Annotated in this window: 17 protein-coding genes; 7 read left to right on the forward strand and 10 right to left on the reverse strand. The window is 65.1% G+C overall.

The features are described 5' to 3' along the window. Positions 1 to 275 precede the first annotated feature (275 nt). The 3 genes from KSS94_RS19975 to KSS94_RS19985 form a co-directional block, all read right to left on the reverse strand. Positions 276 to 920 carry a LysE family translocator gene (locus KSS94_RS19975; RefSeq protein ID WP_217839798.1) on the reverse strand — a complete coding sequence of 215 codons (645 nt, stop codon included), beginning with the start codon at positions 918 to 920 and terminating at the stop codon, positions 276 to 278. 59 nt (positions 921 to 979) lie between these two features. Next, positions 980 to 1312, reverse strand: a complete 333-nt coding sequence (locus tag KSS94_RS19980; protein WP_217839799.1) for a type II toxin-antitoxin system HicB family antitoxin — start codon at positions 1310 to 1312, stop codon at positions 980 to 982. Between the two features lie 299 nt (positions 1313 to 1611). After that, on the reverse strand, positions 1612 to 2577 hold the full coding sequence (locus KSS94_RS19985) for a threonine dehydratase (protein ID WP_217839800.1): 966 nt from the start codon (positions 2575 to 2577) through the stop codon (positions 1612 to 1614). A gap of 91 nt (positions 2578 to 2668) precedes the next feature. Between KSS94_RS19985 and KSS94_RS19990 the strand changes: the two genes are divergently transcribed. Then, positions 2669 to 4006 (forward strand): aminotransferase-like domain-containing protein, encoded by a 1338-nt coding sequence (locus tag KSS94_RS19990; RefSeq protein WP_217843630.1) that lies wholly within the window; start codon positions 2669 to 2671, stop codon positions 4004 to 4006. Positions 4007 to 4296: 290 nt separating this feature from the next. Here KSS94_RS19990 and KSS94_RS19995 read toward each other — a convergent pair whose 3' ends face one another. Beyond that, positions 4297 to 4554, reverse strand: a complete 258-nt coding sequence (locus KSS94_RS19995) for a DUF2790 domain-containing protein (RefSeq protein ID WP_217839801.1) — start codon at positions 4552 to 4554, stop codon at positions 4297 to 4299. A 336-nt stretch (positions 4555 to 4890) separates the two neighbouring features. Between KSS94_RS19995 and KSS94_RS20000 the strand changes: the two genes are divergently transcribed. Next, positions 4891 to 5295 carry a GNAT family N-acetyltransferase gene (locus KSS94_RS20000; RefSeq protein WP_217843631.1) on the forward strand — a complete coding sequence of 135 codons (405 nt, stop codon included), beginning with the start codon at positions 4891 to 4893 and terminating at the stop codon, positions 5293 to 5295. Here KSS94_RS20000 and def read toward each other — a convergent pair. The 3 genes from def to KSS94_RS20015 all read right to left on the reverse strand — a co-directional run bounded on the left by def (position 5250) and on the right by KSS94_RS20015 (position 7112). Continuing rightward, positions 5250 to 5786, reverse strand: a complete 537-nt coding sequence (gene def / locus KSS94_RS20005) for a peptide deformylase (RefSeq protein ID WP_217839802.1) — start codon at positions 5784 to 5786, stop codon at positions 5250 to 5252. The genes KSS94_RS20000 and def overlap by 46 nt on opposite strands. Continuing rightward, complete coding sequence (locus KSS94_RS20010) at positions 5783 to 6736, reverse strand: YihY/virulence factor BrkB family protein (RefSeq protein WP_217839803.1); 954 nt, start codon at positions 6734 to 6736, stop codon at positions 5783 to 5785. Before KSS94_RS20010 ends, def begins: the two co-directional genes overlap by 4 nt. 196 nt (positions 6737 to 6932) lie before the next feature. After that, positions 6933 to 7112, reverse strand: a complete 180-nt coding sequence (locus KSS94_RS20015) for a CsbD family protein (protein WP_217839804.1) — start codon at positions 7110 to 7112, stop codon at positions 6933 to 6935. A 243-nt stretch (positions 7113 to 7355) separates the two neighbouring features. Here KSS94_RS20015 and KSS94_RS20020 point away from each other — a divergent pair, with 243 nt between their 5' ends. Next, entirely contained in the window at positions 7356 to 8825 is a 1470-nt protein-coding gene (locus KSS94_RS20020) for a right-handed parallel beta-helix repeat-containing protein (RefSeq protein WP_217839805.1), read from the forward strand. Positions 8826 to 8954: 129 nt separating this feature from the next. After that, on the forward strand, positions 8955 to 9335 hold the full coding sequence (locus KSS94_RS20025) for a hypothetical protein (RefSeq protein WP_217839806.1): 381 nt from the start codon (positions 8955 to 8957) through the stop codon (positions 9333 to 9335). Here the strand turns inward: KSS94_RS20025 and KSS94_RS20030 are convergent, their stop codons facing one another. After that, positions 9336 to 10172 (reverse strand): CvfB family protein, encoded by an 837-nt coding sequence (locus tag KSS94_RS20030; protein ID WP_217839807.1) that lies wholly within the window; start codon positions 10170 to 10172, stop codon positions 9336 to 9338. Positions 10173 to 10303: 131 nt separating this feature from the next. Here KSS94_RS20030 and KSS94_RS20035 point away from each other — a divergent pair, with 131 nt between their 5' ends. Further along, positions 10304 to 11164: a DUF6279 family lipoprotein gene (locus KSS94_RS20035; protein ID WP_217839808.1), complete on the forward strand. Its 861-nt coding sequence runs from the start codon at positions 10304 to 10306 to the stop codon at positions 11162 to 11164. A 10-nt stretch (positions 11165 to 11174) separates the two neighbouring features. Here the strand turns inward: KSS94_RS20035 and aceK are convergent, their stop codons facing one another. Then, on the reverse strand, positions 11175 to 12890 hold the full coding sequence (gene aceK / locus KSS94_RS20040; protein WP_217839809.1) for a bifunctional isocitrate dehydrogenase kinase/phosphatase: 1716 nt from the start codon (positions 12888 to 12890) through the stop codon (positions 11175 to 11177). Positions 12891 to 13052: 162 nt separating this feature from the next. Between aceK and KSS94_RS20045 the strand changes: the two genes are divergently transcribed. Continuing rightward, complete coding sequence (locus tag KSS94_RS20045) at positions 13053 to 13928, forward strand: DMT family transporter (RefSeq protein WP_217839810.1); 876 nt, start codon at positions 13053 to 13055, stop codon at positions 13926 to 13928. A 135-nt stretch (positions 13929 to 14063) separates the two neighbouring features. On the opposite strand, the gene KSS94_RS20050 is transcribed toward KSS94_RS20045, so the two are convergent. Further along, complete coding sequence (locus KSS94_RS20050) at positions 14064 to 14945, reverse strand: DMT family transporter (protein ID WP_217839811.1); 882 nt, start codon at positions 14943 to 14945, stop codon at positions 14064 to 14066. A 169-nt stretch (positions 14946 to 15114) separates the two neighbouring features. On the opposite strand from KSS94_RS20050, the gene KSS94_RS20055 reads away from it, so the two are divergent. Further along, the gene (locus KSS94_RS20055) at positions 15115 to 15273 is read left to right on the forward strand and encodes a hypothetical protein (protein ID WP_217839812.1); all 159 of its coding nucleotides are present in this window, start codon (positions 15115 to 15117) and stop codon (positions 15271 to 15273) included. Positions 15274 to 15312 lie beyond the last annotated feature (39 nt).

Here is a 15312-nt window from a genome sequence, read left to right on the forward strand (position 1 = left end):
CGCTGCAGTGCATTGGCCAGGGGTAACCGGGGTGTTCATGGCGGGTATCCTTTCCGCAAGGGTGACGTGATAAATGAACGCAGAGGGCCCCTGGAGGGCATCGAAAAACGCTCAGGCAAGCGCGCTCCAGCGAACTTGCGCAGGGATGCTATCTGCAATCAAAGGCCAAGTGCCAGCACTTGAGAGAAATGACGTCAAAGTACAGGCGCCAGAAAACCTACCATTCAGCGCCATCTGACATTTGCGAAAATTGGCAGAAAATGTGACAGGCCTGCCTACAACGCCGGCGTGGCCAGGATGAATTCGCGGTAGCCGGACACGATCACGTACACCGCGAAGTAGCAGAAAATCGCCGCCGACAGCAGGTACGACCAGGTCAGCAGGCGTTCCCCGAGCAGCCGCCCGCCATGGCTGGCGATACCGCACAGCGACACGCACCACAGCAGCCCGGCGGCGAAGAAACCTGCCAGGAACAGCCCGGCATCCCCCAGGCTACCGCCACCGGAACGGGAGATCAGCACCCCGCCCACTGCGGCGAACCACAAGATGGCGGTGGGTGACGACATGGCCAGGAAGATGCCGCGCAGGAACTCGCGCCAGCCTGACTCGACCACCACCTCGCTGCGGCTTTCAAGCTTGCCGCCGTGCCAGGCCGCCAGCAGCATCTTCAGCGCAAACCACACCAGCAGCGCCGAGCCGCCCAGCCACAAGGCCCAGCGCACGCTCTCGAACTGCAGCAGTACGGTCATGCCGGCCAGTGCGGCAATGGCGTACACCAGGTCGCCGACACAGGTGCCCAGGCCCAGCCAGAAGCCCTGCAAAAAGCCGCGCTGCATGGCCAGGGTGATCATGGCGATGTTGGCGATACCGATGTCCAGGCACAGGGACAGGCTGAGGAGAAAACCATTGGAGAAGGGCATTGCGGACTCATGTCGAATGGGAAGGACGGCGCGTCGTGCACCGTTTGTAACGTGCCAGGTCAGGCCATCGAGGCCTGCTCGAACACCTCGTCGGCCCACTGGTTCAGGCTCTTGCCGGCCGCCTTGGCGGCGACGCTCGCCGCCGCGTGGACCTCTGGCCGAATACGCAGCATGACCTTGCCCGAAGCGGGCTTTTCCGGGGTGATGCCTTGCTCGGCGCAGTCGGCCAGGTAATCGTCCAGGGCCTCGCGGAACGCCTGGTGCAGCTCAGGCACGGAGCTGGCGTGGAAACTGATGATGTCACGCAGGCCCAATACCCGGCCAACGAAAATATCATCCCGTGCATCGTACTCGATGCGGGCGGCATAGCCGTTGTAGCGCATGCAACTCATGGTCGGACTCCCGCCCGCAGCAAGAACTCGCGGGCCTCTTCAATCTGATACCGCCTGGCTTCCTTGCCAGGGTGAGGTCGATGGCAACGCCAGCATTGCCCGCCGAGCACAAGCTTTACCCTTAAGCCCTGGCGCTCGAGCACCTCGCCGCCCAAGTGCAGCACCAACGCTTCGATTTCGGCGAAAGGCAGTGATGCCGTGGTCGGAGTTCTGAAGATGTTGTCCAGTATCTTCCGGTATCGTGTGTTCATCGAAAAATGCTATCAAATAAAGATAGCAGGAACCCGCTACAGATTCATTCAGGATTTTTCTTCCCCGGCCAACACCCGCGCATACACCGCCCTATCCACATTCGCCCCGCTGAGTACCACCGCCACTCGCCGCCCGGCCTGGCGCTCGCGCTCCTGCAGCAACGCGGCCAGCGCCGCAGCCCCTGCCCCTTCGGCGGTGTTGTGGGTGGTTTCGTGGTACAGGCGCATAGCAGCGGCTACCTCGGCGTCGGTTACCCGCACGATGCGCGCAGCATGTTCGCGCACCATGGCAAAGGCCTCGGGGTGCGGCACGCGGCAGGCCATGCCGTCGGCGAAGGTGTCAGCCGTGGCGGTGGTGACGATACGGCCCTGGGCGAAGCTTTGCGCATAGGCATCGGCGGCAGCGGACACCACCCCGACGATTTCGGTGCGCAGGCCCAGCAGGTTGCGCGCCTGGATCAGCCCGCAGATGCCCGAGCCCATGCCGATCGGCACGTACACGCAATCAAGGTCAGCCACCGCGCCGAACAGCTCCAGGGCGTAGGTGGCCACGCCGCGCACCAGTTCAGGGTGGAACGACGGCACCATGGCGTAGCCACGTGCCTCGGCCAACCGGGCCGCTTCTTCGCGCGCCACGTCAAAGTCCACGCCGTGCTCCACCAGTTCCGCGCCCAGGGCACGCATGGCGGCGTTCTTTTCCCGCGAGTTGCCTTCGGGCACCACGATCACCAATGGCAGCCCGGCCTGGCGCGCGGCCAGGGCCATGCTCTGGCCGTGGTTGCCGCGGGTGGCGGTGACCAGCCCGCGCGGCACCTCGCTGCCAGCCAGCAGCGAACGCACGTAGACCAGCCCGCCACGCACCTTGAACGCGCCGGTGGGCGCGTGGTTCTCGTGCTTGACCCACACCTGGCAACCCAGCCGCTCGGCCAGCAGCGGCCAGGCGTGCTGCGGGGTCGGTGGCACGTGCTGGTGGACGAAGGCGGCGGCTTCACGCAGGGCGGGCAGGTCGAACATGGCGGTCATCCTTTATGGGTACGAGGTTGAACCGATGCTAAGGGCCGGGCATTGTATGGGCCAAAGGTTATATTGCATGGGTGGCAATTTCGTGTGGACTCCAGCCCTGGCCGACGACGGCCAACCCCGCTACCTGGCCCTGGTCGATGCCATTGCCGTGGCCATCGAACGCGGCGAACTGAAAGTCGGCGAACGCCTGCCGCCGCAGCGGCGCCTGGCCTGGGCGCTTGGGCTGAACCCCAGTACCACCCAGCAGGCTTACCGGGAGGCGGCAGCGCGGCACCTGGTGGCCGGCGAGGTGGGCCGCGGCACCTATGTGCTGGCGGGCAGCAAGGAGGCCACGCTGTTCCGCCTGAAACGCCAGGACGGCGCGCAAGCCATGATCGACCTGTCGACCAACGTGCCGGTCGCCGACCCGCACAACCACGACCTGGCCCACAGCCTGCAGGCGTTGCTGGCCCAGGGCGACAGCGCCCTGCTCGACCACTACCTGGGCCCGCAGCAACTGCTGCTGGGGCGGGTGCACGGCGCGCGCTGGCTGGCGGACCGCGGCCTTGCCCTGCCCCCGGACGAACTGGCCTTGAGCGGCGGCGCCCAGCAGGCACTGTTAACCGTTTTGCAGTCGCTGTGCCAGGCCGGCGATGCGGTGCTGGTGGAGGCGCTGACCGCGCCCGGCATCAAGGCCGCCTGCCGCCAGTTGCACCTGCCGGTGCACGGCGTGGCCCTGGACCGCCACGGCCTGCGCCCGGACGAGCTGGACCGCGTGGTGCGCGCCAGTGGCGCCCGGGTGCTGGTGACCACGCCAACCCTGCACAACCCCACGGGTGCGTGCATGGACGAAGCCCGCCGCCAGGCACTGGCCGAGGTGGTCCGGCGCCATGACCTGCTGGTGATCGAGGACGATGTATACGGCGCGCTGACCGACCAGCCGCCGCTCTACCCGCTGCTCGAAGGGCGCGGCGTGCTGGTCAGCAGCCTTTCCAAGACCGTGGCTGCCGGCCTGCGCCTGGGCTGGATCGTTGCCCAGCCGCCACTGCTGGCACGCATCGACCCGCATGCCCAGGCCACCCACTGGCCGGTTTCGCCGCTGAACCTGCGCATCGCCTGCCAATGGATCGCCGATGGTACTGCGGCGCGGCGGCTGGCCTGGCAGCGCCAGGAAATTGCCGAGCGCTGGCGCCTGGCGCGCGCTGTGCTGGGCGCAGCATTGGTGAGTGATGGCGGGCCATCACCCCATGCCTGGGTAACGACGCCCGGGGATGCAGAGCAGGTGGTGGCGGCCTGTCGCGAGCGCGGGGTGGAGGTGGTGCCGGCGAGTGTATTTGCCGTGGGCACGCACACCCCGCAGGCGCTGCGGGTCAGCCTGTCGGCGGCGGCAAGCCGTGCGCAGTTGAAGCAGGCATTGCACATCGTGCGTGATGCCCTGTAACGCGTGCCCTGTGGGCGGCCTTGCCGGGGCGCCGTCCGGTCGAGATAGGCTGCATAACAGCCCCACGACTCAGACTTCATGCAAAATTGCCGGGGCTGCTTCGCAGCCCATCTCGACCGGACGGCGCCCCGGCAAGGCCGCTTCCCACAGGGATTGCATGAGCTTCAGGCCAGAGCCGTATATGTAGGAGCCGGCTTGCCGGCGATGGGGCCCGAACAGGCAGCATCATTTCCAGGCCCGGCGCCATCGCCGGCAAGCCGGCTCCTACAGTGACCGATCGGCAAGGCCGGTTACCCTTGCTGGCACCCCTCACCCATGGCCCGGTACTGCAGGGTATGCACCTGGCCCTGGTGGTCTTCGTAGGTCATGGTGGCAGGCACCACTTCGCAGACGTTGGGGATGGTCGACAGGTGGATCACGCGCTTGATGTCGAGGTTGGTGGAGTAGTCGTACTGCTGGGCCACAGGCTGGCTGCGGGCGGGCTGGGCCTCTTCGGCGAGGGCGAACGAGGACATACCGACCAATGCAAGAATCAGTAGGGCTTTCATGGGTTTCGACCTTGAAGGTGTATCACGCTGATCGAGTGACTTCTGATGCCGTCATTGGCGCGGAGAAGTTGTCATCGGCAACAACCGATGGCACGAAGTACCGATCCCGCTTTGTCGTACTGCCGGGGGGATGAGGAAAATTCTACGCCTCGCCCGGAATAGTTGAACCCCGAAGCCAGATATTCACCCTTGCCGTAATTGCAACAATCTGCGACAACGCGGCGCCTTGAAAGAGTGGGTTAGCCTGTCAGGGCCCTATCGCCGGCAAGCCGGCTCCTACAGAAGGATGCAAACGCTTTGCTGAGCTTTACCTTGCTGCCTGGGTTGCAGCGCCGACTGCTCGACCAGTTTTACCGCCAGCATGGCTCACGCATGCGTGCCGCCGGCGAAGGTGTACAGTGGGTGGCCCGTAACGGCGAGATCGTCGCCGGGATGAACCTGCTGCCCGTCGCCGCAGGCCACTGGCTGACCGGGCTGTTCGTCGCGCCCTCGCAGCGCGGGCAACGAGTCGGCTCACAGTTGCTCGAAGCGGCGCTGAACGCAACTCCAGGCCCGGTGTGGCTGTTCTGCGACCCGCAGCTGGTGCCCTTCTATGCCCGCCTGGGTTTCATCAACGCCGAATCACTGCCCGAAGCCCTGGCCTCGCGCCTGGCCCGCTACCAGCGCAGCAAGCCACTGGTAGCACTGCTGCGCGCTCAGTCGTCCGCCACGTCCAGCCCGGGGAACAGCACCTCGGTGTAGCCGAACTTGCTGAAGTCCTGGATGCGCGACGGGTACAACCGGCCGATCAGGTGGTCGCACTCATGCTGCACCACCCGCGCATGGAAGCCGTCGGCAAAGCGGTCGATGGGGTTGCCCTGGGGGTCTACACCTGAGTAGCTGATGTGCTTGTAGCGCGGCACCACCCCACGCAGGCCGGGCACCGACAGGCAGCCCTCCCAGCCATCCTCCACCTCGGTGGCCAGCGGCGTGATCACCGGGTTGAGCAGGATGGTGCGCGGCACCGGCTCGGCGTCGGGGTAGCGCTCGCTGCGCTCGAAACCGAAAATCACCAGTTGCAGGTCGATGCCGATCTGCGGCGCGGCAAGGCCCACCCCGCCTACATGGGCCATGGTTTCGAACATGTCGTCGATCAGCTGTTGCAGCTCTGCTGTACCGAGCATGTGCGCCGGCACGGGCGGGGCGATGCGCAGCAGGCGTTCATCGCCCATCTTGAGGATTTCACGGATCATTGCGGGTTCGGCTCACGGGGCTGGGGTTCTGCGGGGTGTTCGTGGCCGAGCACGGTGATGGTCTCTTGCGGCTGCTCGCCACTGAAGTCCTTCTCGCCGGGGTTCTTGCCCTCGGCCGACATGTGCTCGATCACGGCGTTCATCTCCGCGCCCAGCAACAGTACCGCGGCCGAGATGTAGAAATACAGCAGCAGCACGATGATCGCGCCGATGCTGCCGTACATGGCGTTGTAGTCGGCGAAGGTTTTCACGTAGTAGGCAAAGCCCAGCGAGGCGATGATCCACACCACCACCGCCAGCACCGAGCCTGGGGTGATGAAGCGGAATTTCTGCTTCACGTCGGGCATCACGTAGTAGATCAGCGCCACCGCCACCATCATCAGGATGATGATCGCCGGCCAGCGCAGCACGGTCCACAGGGTGACCACCGCCTCCTGCAAGCCCACCTGCCCGGCAATCCACTCCATCACCTGGGGCCCGAGCACCATCAGCGCGGCGGCGGCCAGCAGCATGCCGGCGATGCCGATGGTGTACACCACCGACAGCGGGATGCGCTTCCATACCGGGCGCCCTTCGGGCACGTCGTAGGCGGCGTTCATGGCGCTCATCATCAGGCGCACGCCGGCCGAGGCGGTCCACAGGGCAATGACGATACCCACCGACAGCAAGCCGCCCTTGGACTGCTGCAATTGGTCGATTACGGGGTTCACCTGCTCCAGGGCCTGGGGCGGCAGCACCAGCTCGGATTGCAGGCGCAGCCAGGAGAAGAAGTCCGGCAGGTGCAAAAAACCGATCAGGGCAATCAGAAACAGCAGGAAGGGGAACAGCGAAAACAGCATCTGGTAGGCCAGCGCGGAGGCGTAGGTGGACATCTCGTCGTCGAGGAATTCCTTGACGGTGCGCACCAGCACACGGTGCAGGGGCAGGCCGCGCAGGTCGGGGAAAATCATAGCGTCTCCTTTCGCCGCTTGATCATCGAGGGGCTGGCCGACTCCACGGGAAGGCCTTGTCTATGGCAACAAGTCTAATAGACCGTGCGGCAAGTGTGACTGCTCAGTGTGCAAGCAAAGAAAAGTCCTACATCAAACCTGTGGGAGCGGGCTTGCCCACTCCCACAGGGTCTCGGGTTGCAGGAACCACAGCCAATCAAGGCTTCTTCACAGCATCCTTGACCTTGCCCACCGCCTGCTGCGCCTCGCCTTTGATCTCCTGGGCCTTGCCTTCGGCGCGCAGTTTGTCATTGCCGGTAGCTTTACCGACGCCTTGCTTGATATTGCCCACGGCCTCGTTGGCCAGGCCCTTCGCTTTGTCCTTGGTGCCACTCATGGGATGTCTCCTTGCAAGAAAGACACGGGAAATCGTGTCGACAACAGATCGACCCGGCGCTGCTCGCCAGAGTTTCAATGGCTTGCGTTGCCAACAGCCGAACGGCAAACAGCGGGCGAATACCGCACCGAATCGCAGCCCGGCACGCCGCCCCGGCCTGCCCTTGCCCTAGAATCGCGCCCAGACAGGCCGCCCGCCCGAGGCGTGCCACATAACAACAAACAGTCAGTGGAAACCCGCACCATGCGCCTGATGCCTGCGCTGGCAGCCCTGCTGCCGCTGCTCCCCTTGCCCGCCCTTGCCGCCGCAACCCCTGCACAAACCCTCACCGTCGAACGCTACGCCGACGACGGCCAGCCCGGCACCCTGCGCTGGGCCATCGAAACCAGCAACCAGAACCCCGGCCACTACCGCATCGAAATCGCCGCAGTGGGCAAGCCGCCCTACGTGATCAAACCCACCCGTGCGCTGCCCGAAATCAAGGGCCCGGTCAGCCTGAGCGGCCAGCCCTGGGCCCGCGACGGCCAGTACGTGGCCATCGACGGCAGCGGCTACATCAAGGATGAAGGCGTGCGCACCTGCCCCGGCGCCGTGCCCGGGCAGTTCGGCACCAACGTGCGCACCACCACCCACCCCGGCCTGGTGCTGCGCGACACCCAGGGCGTGCACATACAGGGCCTGGAGGTGCGCAACTTCTGCATCGGCATCTTGCTCAACCGCGCCAGCAACAACGTCATCGAAGACAACCGCATCACTGCCAACAAGGGCGGCGCCGGCATCATGCTCACTGGCGACGACGGCGCCGGCAACCCCACCGCCACCACCACGAACAACAACAAGGTGCTGCGCAACCAGTTGCTGGACAACGGCGACGGCCTGGAGCTGACCCGTGGCGCGGCGTTCAACCTGGTGGCCGACAACCTGTTCCGCTCAACGCCCGCCAACCCCGAGCCGTCGCAAGGCATCGAGATTCTGCTGGGCAACGACAACAGCGTGGTGCGCAACCGCTTCGAAAACTACTCCGACGGCCTGCAGATCAACTGGGGCAAGCGCAACTACCTGGCTGCCAACACCTTCAGCGGCAACTCCATCGGCGTCAGCGTCACCGGCGAGGGCAACATCCTCGATGGCAACCTGATCCACGGCAACCGCATCGGCGTTGCCCTGCGCCCAGAGCCCGACACCACCGCCACCCGCCTTACCGCCAACCGTATCTGGGGCAACAGCCAGGACATCCGCCGCTGCCAGGCCGGGGGCTCGTGCGTGCCTGGCCAGCGCACCGGCGCCATCGTGTTCGGCGTGCCGGCCCAGGCCCATGCGCTGTACGTGGGCTCGCGGGGTGTCGGGGCGGATTTGCCGAAAAGGGACCAGGCGATCATCTGTGACGCCAAGGGCGAGCCCAAGCCGTGCCAGCCGCTGCCCAACCACAACCAGCAGCCGCCGAAGCTGACCGGGTTTGCGGGCAATGTGCTGCGTGGCGAGGTGCAGGGGCCGGCGTCGAGCCTGTTGCGGGTGGAGCTGTTCGGCAATGCGGCGGCTGACGGGCGCGAGGCCGAGCAGTACCTGGGGGAGGTGCTGGTGAACAGTGACGAACAGGGGCAGGCGCGGTTTGCCCAGTTGCTGGAGCAGGTGGGTGGGTTGCAGAGCTTTACCGCGACGGTGACCCGCGTGGATGGGGCCACTTCGGAGCTTAGCCAGCCGATTCGACGTTGATAACGCCATCGCGGGGCAAGCCCGCTCCCACGCCGGTCATCCATGCCGCTGCGTGGGAGCGGGCTTGCCCCGCGATGAGCTCAGCCGCACAATGTCAGGCCTTTCTGGCGTCAACCCGCAGGAACCTGCATGAAACTCGACAAACCCAGTGCCATCGCCCGCCGTAACCTGGCCCTGGCCAACCCGGTACTCTCCAGTGCCAACACCCTGTTCGCGATTCTCGACAAAAAGCGCAACCTGTGGTGGTTCGAAGTCCCCGTAGCCTTGCTGCGCAAGGGCCAGCCCGACTGGGTCAACCTGCTGCTGCACACGCCCGAAACCGACGAGTTGCAGCACTTGAAGGTGCCGGTCAACTTCCTGCGGGCTCACCAGGAGCAGATGGAAGTACGCAACCCCGGCAAGCGCCGCTCCACCATCAGCCTGGCCCTGAGCGCCGACCGCGACTCGCTGCTGCGCGACACCCGCCCGGGCGGCGAGCAGCTGGATTTCCGTACCTTCGTGCAGGCCTGATCAGGCCCGCTCGATGCGATCGTCATGGATGACGATCTTGCCCTGCTTGAACAGCGCGCCAATCGCCTTCTTGAAGTTGCCCTTGCTGACGTTGAACATCTGGCTGATCACTGCCGGGTCGCTCTTGTCGCACACCGGCAGCACGCCACCGGCGGCTTCCAGGCGCTGCATGATCTGCTCGTGCAGACCGTCAGCCAGGGCCTGGCCCACCGGCTGCAGGCTCAGGGCGATCTTGCCGTCGTGGCGCACTTCCTTGATGAAGCCCTTCTCGTGCATGCCCGAACGCAGGAACTTGAACACCTCGTTCTTGTGGATCAGGCCCCAGTGGCGGTTGTTGATGATGGCCTTGAAGCCCATCGGCGTCTCGCCGGCCACCAGCAGCTCCACCGGCTGGCCAGGCTTGTAGTCGGCAGGCGTGGTGTCCAGGTAGCGGTCCAGCTTGGCGGTGGCAGTGATACGCCGGGTGCGCTTGTCCAGGTAGGCGTGGACCACGCAATAGTCGCCGATCTTCAGCGGCCGCGACTCTTCCGAGTAAGGCATCAGCAGGTCCTTGGACAGGCCCCAGTCAAGGAAGATGCCGGCGCCGTTGATGTCCTTGACCTTGAGGCTGGCAAACTCGCCCACCTGCATCTTGGGCTTTTCGGTGGTAGCAATCAGTTGGTCTTCGCTGTCCAGGTAAATGAACACGTTCAGCCAATCGTCCAGCTCAAGCTCGGCATCCTTGGGGAAGTAGCGCCGTGGCAGCAGGATTTCGCCGTCGGCACCGCCGTCCAGGTACAGGCCGAATTCCACGTGTTTCACGATTTGCAAACTGTTGTAACGCCCAAGCAGAGCCATTTGTGAAGATCCTCAAGACAAGGCGGCTATTCTAACACCTGACCCGTTCGCCCGCCCGGGCACGCATCGGCGGGAACCGCCGCGCCCACCTTGCGTCTACCGCCTGGCCAGCCCCCTGCAAGGATTCGCTCATGCCATTACGCCTGATCAAAACCCTGCTCACTTTTCTAGCCATCGCCCTGGTGCTTGGTGCCTGCAGCCGCATCGACCTGGCCTACCGCAACCTCGACCGCCTGGTGCCCTGGTCGCTGGGCGACTACCTGGCCATGAATCGCCAGCAAAAAAGCCTGCTCGACGAACGGCTGAAGGAGCACCTGGCCTGGCACTGCAAGACCCAGCTACCCGGCTACCTCGACTGGCTCGACCGCATCCGGCTGATGGTGGCCAACGACGCGGTCACCGACCAGGCCCTGCAGCAGCGCACCGACGAGGCCCGCCAGGCCATCGGCCGGGTCGCCGAAGAAATCACCCCCTCGGCCACGGAGTTGCTGCGCGGCATGAACGACAGCCAGGTGGCCGAGATGCGCCAGGCGTTTCGCGATGACATTGCCGAACGGCACAAGGAGTACGTCGACACGCCCTTGGCCAAACAGGTCGAACAGCGCGCCACGCGCATGCAGAAACGCCTGGAGCCGTGGCTGGGCGAGCTCAATGCCCAGCAGCGCCTGCGGGTGATGAGCTGGAGCCAGGCCCTGGGCGACCAGAACCGCCAGTGGATCGCCAACCGCGCCCACTGGCAGCAGCAATTGGTGCTGGTGATGGACCAGCGCGCAACGCCCAGCTTCGAGCCACGCCTGGCGCAGTTGCTGCAGCGCAAGGAAAGCCTGTGGACGCCGGAGTACAAGGCCGCCTTTCAGAACACCGAGCAGCAGGCGCGCAGCCTGCTGGTAGACCTGATGAAGCAGAGCAGCCCGCAGCAGAAGACGTTGTTGCAGCAGCGACTGGGCAAGGTGCGCACGGATTTCAGCGAGTTGAAGTGCCTGAAGGGGTGAAGGCCAGCAATCAACGCCCCTTGCGCCGATACGGAAACACATCGATCACCTTGCCCGCCCGAATCGCCGCCTGCAGCCCCTGCCAGTAACCGGCATCGTAAAGCTCGCCATGTAATCGGCTGAACAGCCGGCGCTGGCCGATATCGGCGAACAGAAACGGTGGAAACTCCTCGGGGAACACGTCTAGGGGCCCGATCGAATACCACGGCTCACCCGACATCTCGTCCTCGGGGTAGCGCGGCGGCGGGATATGCCGGAAATTCACCTCGGTCAGGTAGCTGATCTCGTCATAGTCGTAGAACACTACCCGGCCATGGCGGGTGACGCCGAAGTTCTTCAACAGCATGTCGCCTGGGAATATGTTGGCCGCCGCCAGTTGCTTGATCGCCAACCCGTAGTCCTCCAGCGCCTCCAGTACCTGGGCTTCACTGGCGTGCTCCAGGTACAGGTTGAGCGGGGTCATGCGCCGCTCGGTCCAGCAGTGGCGGATCAGCACCGTATCGCCCTCCAGCGCCACCGTGGACGGTGCCACCTCCAGCAGCTCGGCCAGGCACTCGGGCTCGAACTTGGCTAACGGGAAGCGAAAATCGGCGAACTCCTGGGTATCGGCCATGCGTCCGACACGGTCGACGCTTTTCACCAGGCGGTATTTCTCGATCACCGTGGCGCGGTCGACTGTTTTCGACGGCGAGAAGCGGTCCTTGATGATCTTGAACACGGTATTGAAGCCCGGCAGGGTGAACACGCTCATGACCATGCCGCGCACCCCGGGGGCCATGATGAAGCAGTCGTCGCTGCTGGCCAGGTGGTTGATCAGGGCACGGTAGAACTCTGACTTGCCGTGCTTGTAGAAGCCGATCGAGGTATACAGCTCGGCGATGTGCTTGCCCGGCAGGATGCGCTTGAGAAAGTTGACGAACTCCGCCGGCACCGGCACATCGACCATGAAGTACGAGCGGGTGAAGGAAAAGATGATCGACACCTCGGCCTCGTCGGTGATCAGCGCATCGGCCTCGATGCCCTGGCCCTCGCGGTGCAGCAGCGGGATCACCAGTGGCCACTGCTCGTCGCTGTTGTACAACCGGCCCACAAGATAAGCGCCCTTGTTGCGGTACAGCACCGGGGTGAACAGCTCCAGGGCCAGGGTTGGATCCTTGCACACCCAGTCCGGCAGGCACTCGCGCAACTGCGCTTGCAGCCGGGCCAGGTCGGCCTCGAGGTCCGCGAACGGCGTGCTGAATGCGTAATCGGCAAAAACCGCCCTCAGCAGCCCGTCAAGCCCGCCATCCGGGCGATAGGTGCGGGTTTGCGCGGCGCGCTCGCGGCCGCGCATCGATGGCCGGGTGGTGTGGATGAACATGCAGCCGTCGTTGATCAGGTCATGGCTGAACAGGCTGCAGAACAGCGAGTTGTACCAGGTTTCCGACAGTTCATCGTCCAGGCGCGGGTCGATCAGGCGAATGTAGGCGCTCTTCACCAGCGGCCATTGCTCGACGTCCAGCAGCACCTGCGCCTCGAAGCCCTGGCGCAGCCGGTCGCGCGCCTCGGCGACCTGTTCTTCGTACAGGTTGATGCGTGCCGCCGCGGCCTGCTGGATCGCCTGCCAGCGCGCCTGTTCGAAGCGCTCGCGGGCACCCAAGGTGATACGCCGGAAGTGTTCACGGTAGTCGTCGAAGCCATCGAGGATCATCCGCGCGATGTCGGCGGCGGGCCAGGTGGGGGTCATGCGCGAAGCCTCTGTGCTGGGGTCAACGGGAGAGCTTAGTTCGCCCTGTAGGAGCCGGCTTGCCGGCGATAGGGCCCGCACGGTGATACACCGCAAGAAAGCACAAGAATCCCCCCACCCCCTCGCGTACACTCGCGCCCTGCCCCACCGCCGGAGACCACCGTGAGCCCCATCGCCCTTGCCCGCCTGATAACCCTTGCCGCTGTCTGGGGGGCGAGTTTTCTGTTCATGCGCATCATCGCCCCGGAACTGGGCACCGTACCGACGGCGTTCTTGCGCGTGTCGATCGCCTGCCTGGGGCTGGTGGCGATCCTCACCGCCGCGCGGGTACGCTGGGACTTTGACGGCAAGCTCGGCGCCTGCCTGGTACTGGGCATGATCAACTCAGGCATACCCGCGACCTTCTATTCGGTGGCCGCCCAGGTGCTGCCGGCCGGCTACTCGGCAATCTTCAACGCCACCACGCCGCTGATGGGCGTGCTGATCGGCGCCTTGTGCTTCCGCGAAGCCATGACCCTGCCCAAGCTGTGCGGCATCTTCCTCGGCCTGTTCGGCGTCGGCATTCTCAGCGGTGCCGGCCCCGTGGCGCTGGACTGGGCCTTGCTGCAAGGCGCCCTGGCGTGCCTGGCGGCGACCACCTGCTACGGCTTTGCCGGTTTTCTTGCCCGGCGCTGGGTCAGCGGCCTGGACAGTCGCCTATCGGCACTGGGCAGCATGCTCGGCGCAACCTTGCTGCTGACCCCGCTGTTCGCCTGGAGCGCCCTGGCCCAACCACCGGCCAGTTGGGGCGGCTGGCAGGTGTGGCTGTCGCTGCTGGGTCTGGGCCTTTTGTGCACGGCCTTTGCCTACATCCTGTACTTCCGCCTGCTGGCCGAGATCGGCCCGGTCAAGGCCAGCACCGTGACCTTCCTGATCCCGGCGTTCGGCGTGTTGTGGGGGGCGTGGCTGCTGGACGAGCCGCTGTCGATGGCGCACCTGTATGGCGGGGTGCTGATTGGCGTGGCGTTGTGGCTGGTGCTCAAGCCCGCCAGGCAGTGACACGCCGTCGTGTAGGAGCGGCCTTGTGTCGCGAAAGGGCCGCAAAGCGGCCCCAGGATTTCAGCGTTTCAACCGATATTGCTGGGGCCGCCATGCGGCCCTTTCGCGACACAAGGCCGCTCCTACAGAGGCCCTTCAGGCCTGGGCAGGCTTCAATGTCGGCTTACGGAACACAAACAACAACCCCACCACGATCAACCCCATCCCCAGCAGGCTCAGCGGCGCCAGGCGGTTACCGAAGATGATGAAGTCCATCACCGCGGTCACCGCCGGCACCAGGTAGAACAGGCTGGTGACATTGACCAGGTTGCCCCGGGCAATCAGCCGGTAAAGCAGCAAGGTCGCCAGCAACGACACCACCAGCCCCATCCACAGCAGCGCGCCGACGAAGCTGGCACTCCACTGCACCTGCAACGGTTGCAGCGGGGCAAACACTGCGCACATGGCAAAGCCGGCCAGGTACTGCAGCGGCAAGGTGCCCATGGGGTTGTCGGTAATGCGCTTTTGCAGGATGGAACCGGCAGTCATGCTGGCCAGCGCCAGCAGGGCGAACAGCATCCCGGCCAGCGACACGCCGCCCAGGTTGATGCCCTGGTACACCACCATCACCAGCCCGCCGAGCCCCAGCGCCAGGCCGAACAACCGGCTCCACGAGCGCTGGCGCTCCATCAGCACCACGGTGAGGATCGGTTGCACGCCCATCACCGTGGCCATCACGCCCGGCGTGACATGGGTGTTGAGCGCCAGCAGGTAGAAGATCTGGTAGGCACCCAGCAGCACGCAGCCGGTGCCCAGGGCCCGCAGAATGGCGCCACGGCTGCGCGACCAGCGCAGCCCCAGCAACGGGCCGATCAGCAACAGGCCGATGAGCGCCAGCGCCGAGCGCAGCAGCAGGAAGGCGAACGGGCTGGCCTGGGCCAGGCCGAGCTTGGAAACGATTGCGCCGCTGCTCCACAGCAGGACGAACAGGCTGGTGGTGGCCGCCGAGGCCACGGATGCTTTGTTGAAGACAGACATGTATTGCCACCTGTATGGGCAAGGAAAGCCGTACGGGCGGAACTATCGCGTAGCAAGGGGATAGCCGACCGTGTTCAGTAGGTTGCGGGGGCGAATGGGCTCAGCCCAGCACGACCACGCAAGGAGGCGGAGCTACGCCGCCTACGACGCCACTGACAGGTGGTGGGTAGTGACTGATGAAGACCGGCTGCTGGCTGCCGCGCACGACCATGCCCGCGACTGGCGCGTGGGCAAAAACGGTGGTGGTTGGGGTGGCTGGCATGGGGTGGGTCTTCAGGGGAAGTGGAATGTTTCGGAATATAACGGCGAATCCAGGATCCGGCAATAGCCTGTCAGGGCCTCATCGCCGGCTCCTACAGGTCATGCA

It is taken from the genome of Pseudomonas fakonensis (assembly GCF_019139895.1).
Taxonomy (GTDB): Bacteria; Pseudomonadota; Gammaproteobacteria; order Pseudomonadales; family Pseudomonadaceae; genus Aquipseudomonas; species Aquipseudomonas fakonensis.

Coding starts and splice junctions, on each gene's coding strand:
- KSS94_RS19975 (WP_217839798.1), bottom strand. CDS start 920: ATGCCCTTCTCCAATGGTTTTCTCCTCAGCCTGTCCCTGTGCCTGGAC.
- KSS94_RS19980 (WP_217839799.1), bottom strand. CDS start 1,312: ATGAGTTGCATGCGCTACAACGGCTATGCCGCCCGCATCGAGTACGAT.
- KSS94_RS19985 (WP_217839800.1), bottom strand. CDS start 2,577: ATGTTCGACCTGCCCGCCCTGCGTGAAGCCGCCGCCTTCGTCCACCAG.
- KSS94_RS19995 (WP_217839801.1), bottom strand. CDS start 4,554: ATGAAAGCCCTACTGATTCTTGCATTGGTCGGTATGTCCTCGTTCGCC.
- def (WP_217839802.1), bottom strand. CDS start 5,786: ATGATCCGTGAAATCCTCAAGATGGGCGATGAACGCCTGCTGCGCATC.
- KSS94_RS20010 (WP_217839803.1), bottom strand. CDS start 6,736: ATGATTTTCCCCGACCTGCGCGGCCTGCCCCTGCACCGTGTGCTGGTG.
- KSS94_RS20015 (WP_217839804.1), bottom strand. CDS start 7,112: ATGAGTGGCACCAAGGACAAAGCGAAGGGCCTGGCCAACGAGGCCGTG.
- KSS94_RS20020 (WP_217839805.1), top strand. CDS start 7,356: ATGCGCCTGATGCCTGCGCTGGCAGCCCTGCTGCCGCTGCTCCCCTTG.
- KSS94_RS20025 (WP_217839806.1), top strand. CDS start 8,955: ATGAAACTCGACAAACCCAGTGCCATCGCCCGCCGTAACCTGGCCCTG.
- KSS94_RS20030 (WP_217839807.1), bottom strand. CDS start 10,172: ATGGCTCTGCTTGGGCGTTACAACAGTTTGCAAATCGTGAAACACGTG.
- KSS94_RS20035 (WP_217839808.1), top strand. CDS start 10,304: ATGCCATTACGCCTGATCAAAACCCTGCTCACTTTTCTAGCCATCGCC.
- aceK (WP_217839809.1), bottom strand. CDS start 12,890: ATGACCCCCACCTGGCCCGCCGCCGACATCGCGCGGATGATCCTCGAT.
- KSS94_RS20050 (WP_217839811.1), bottom strand. CDS start 14,945: ATGTCTGTCTTCAACAAAGCATCCGTGGCCTCGGCGGCCACCACCAGC.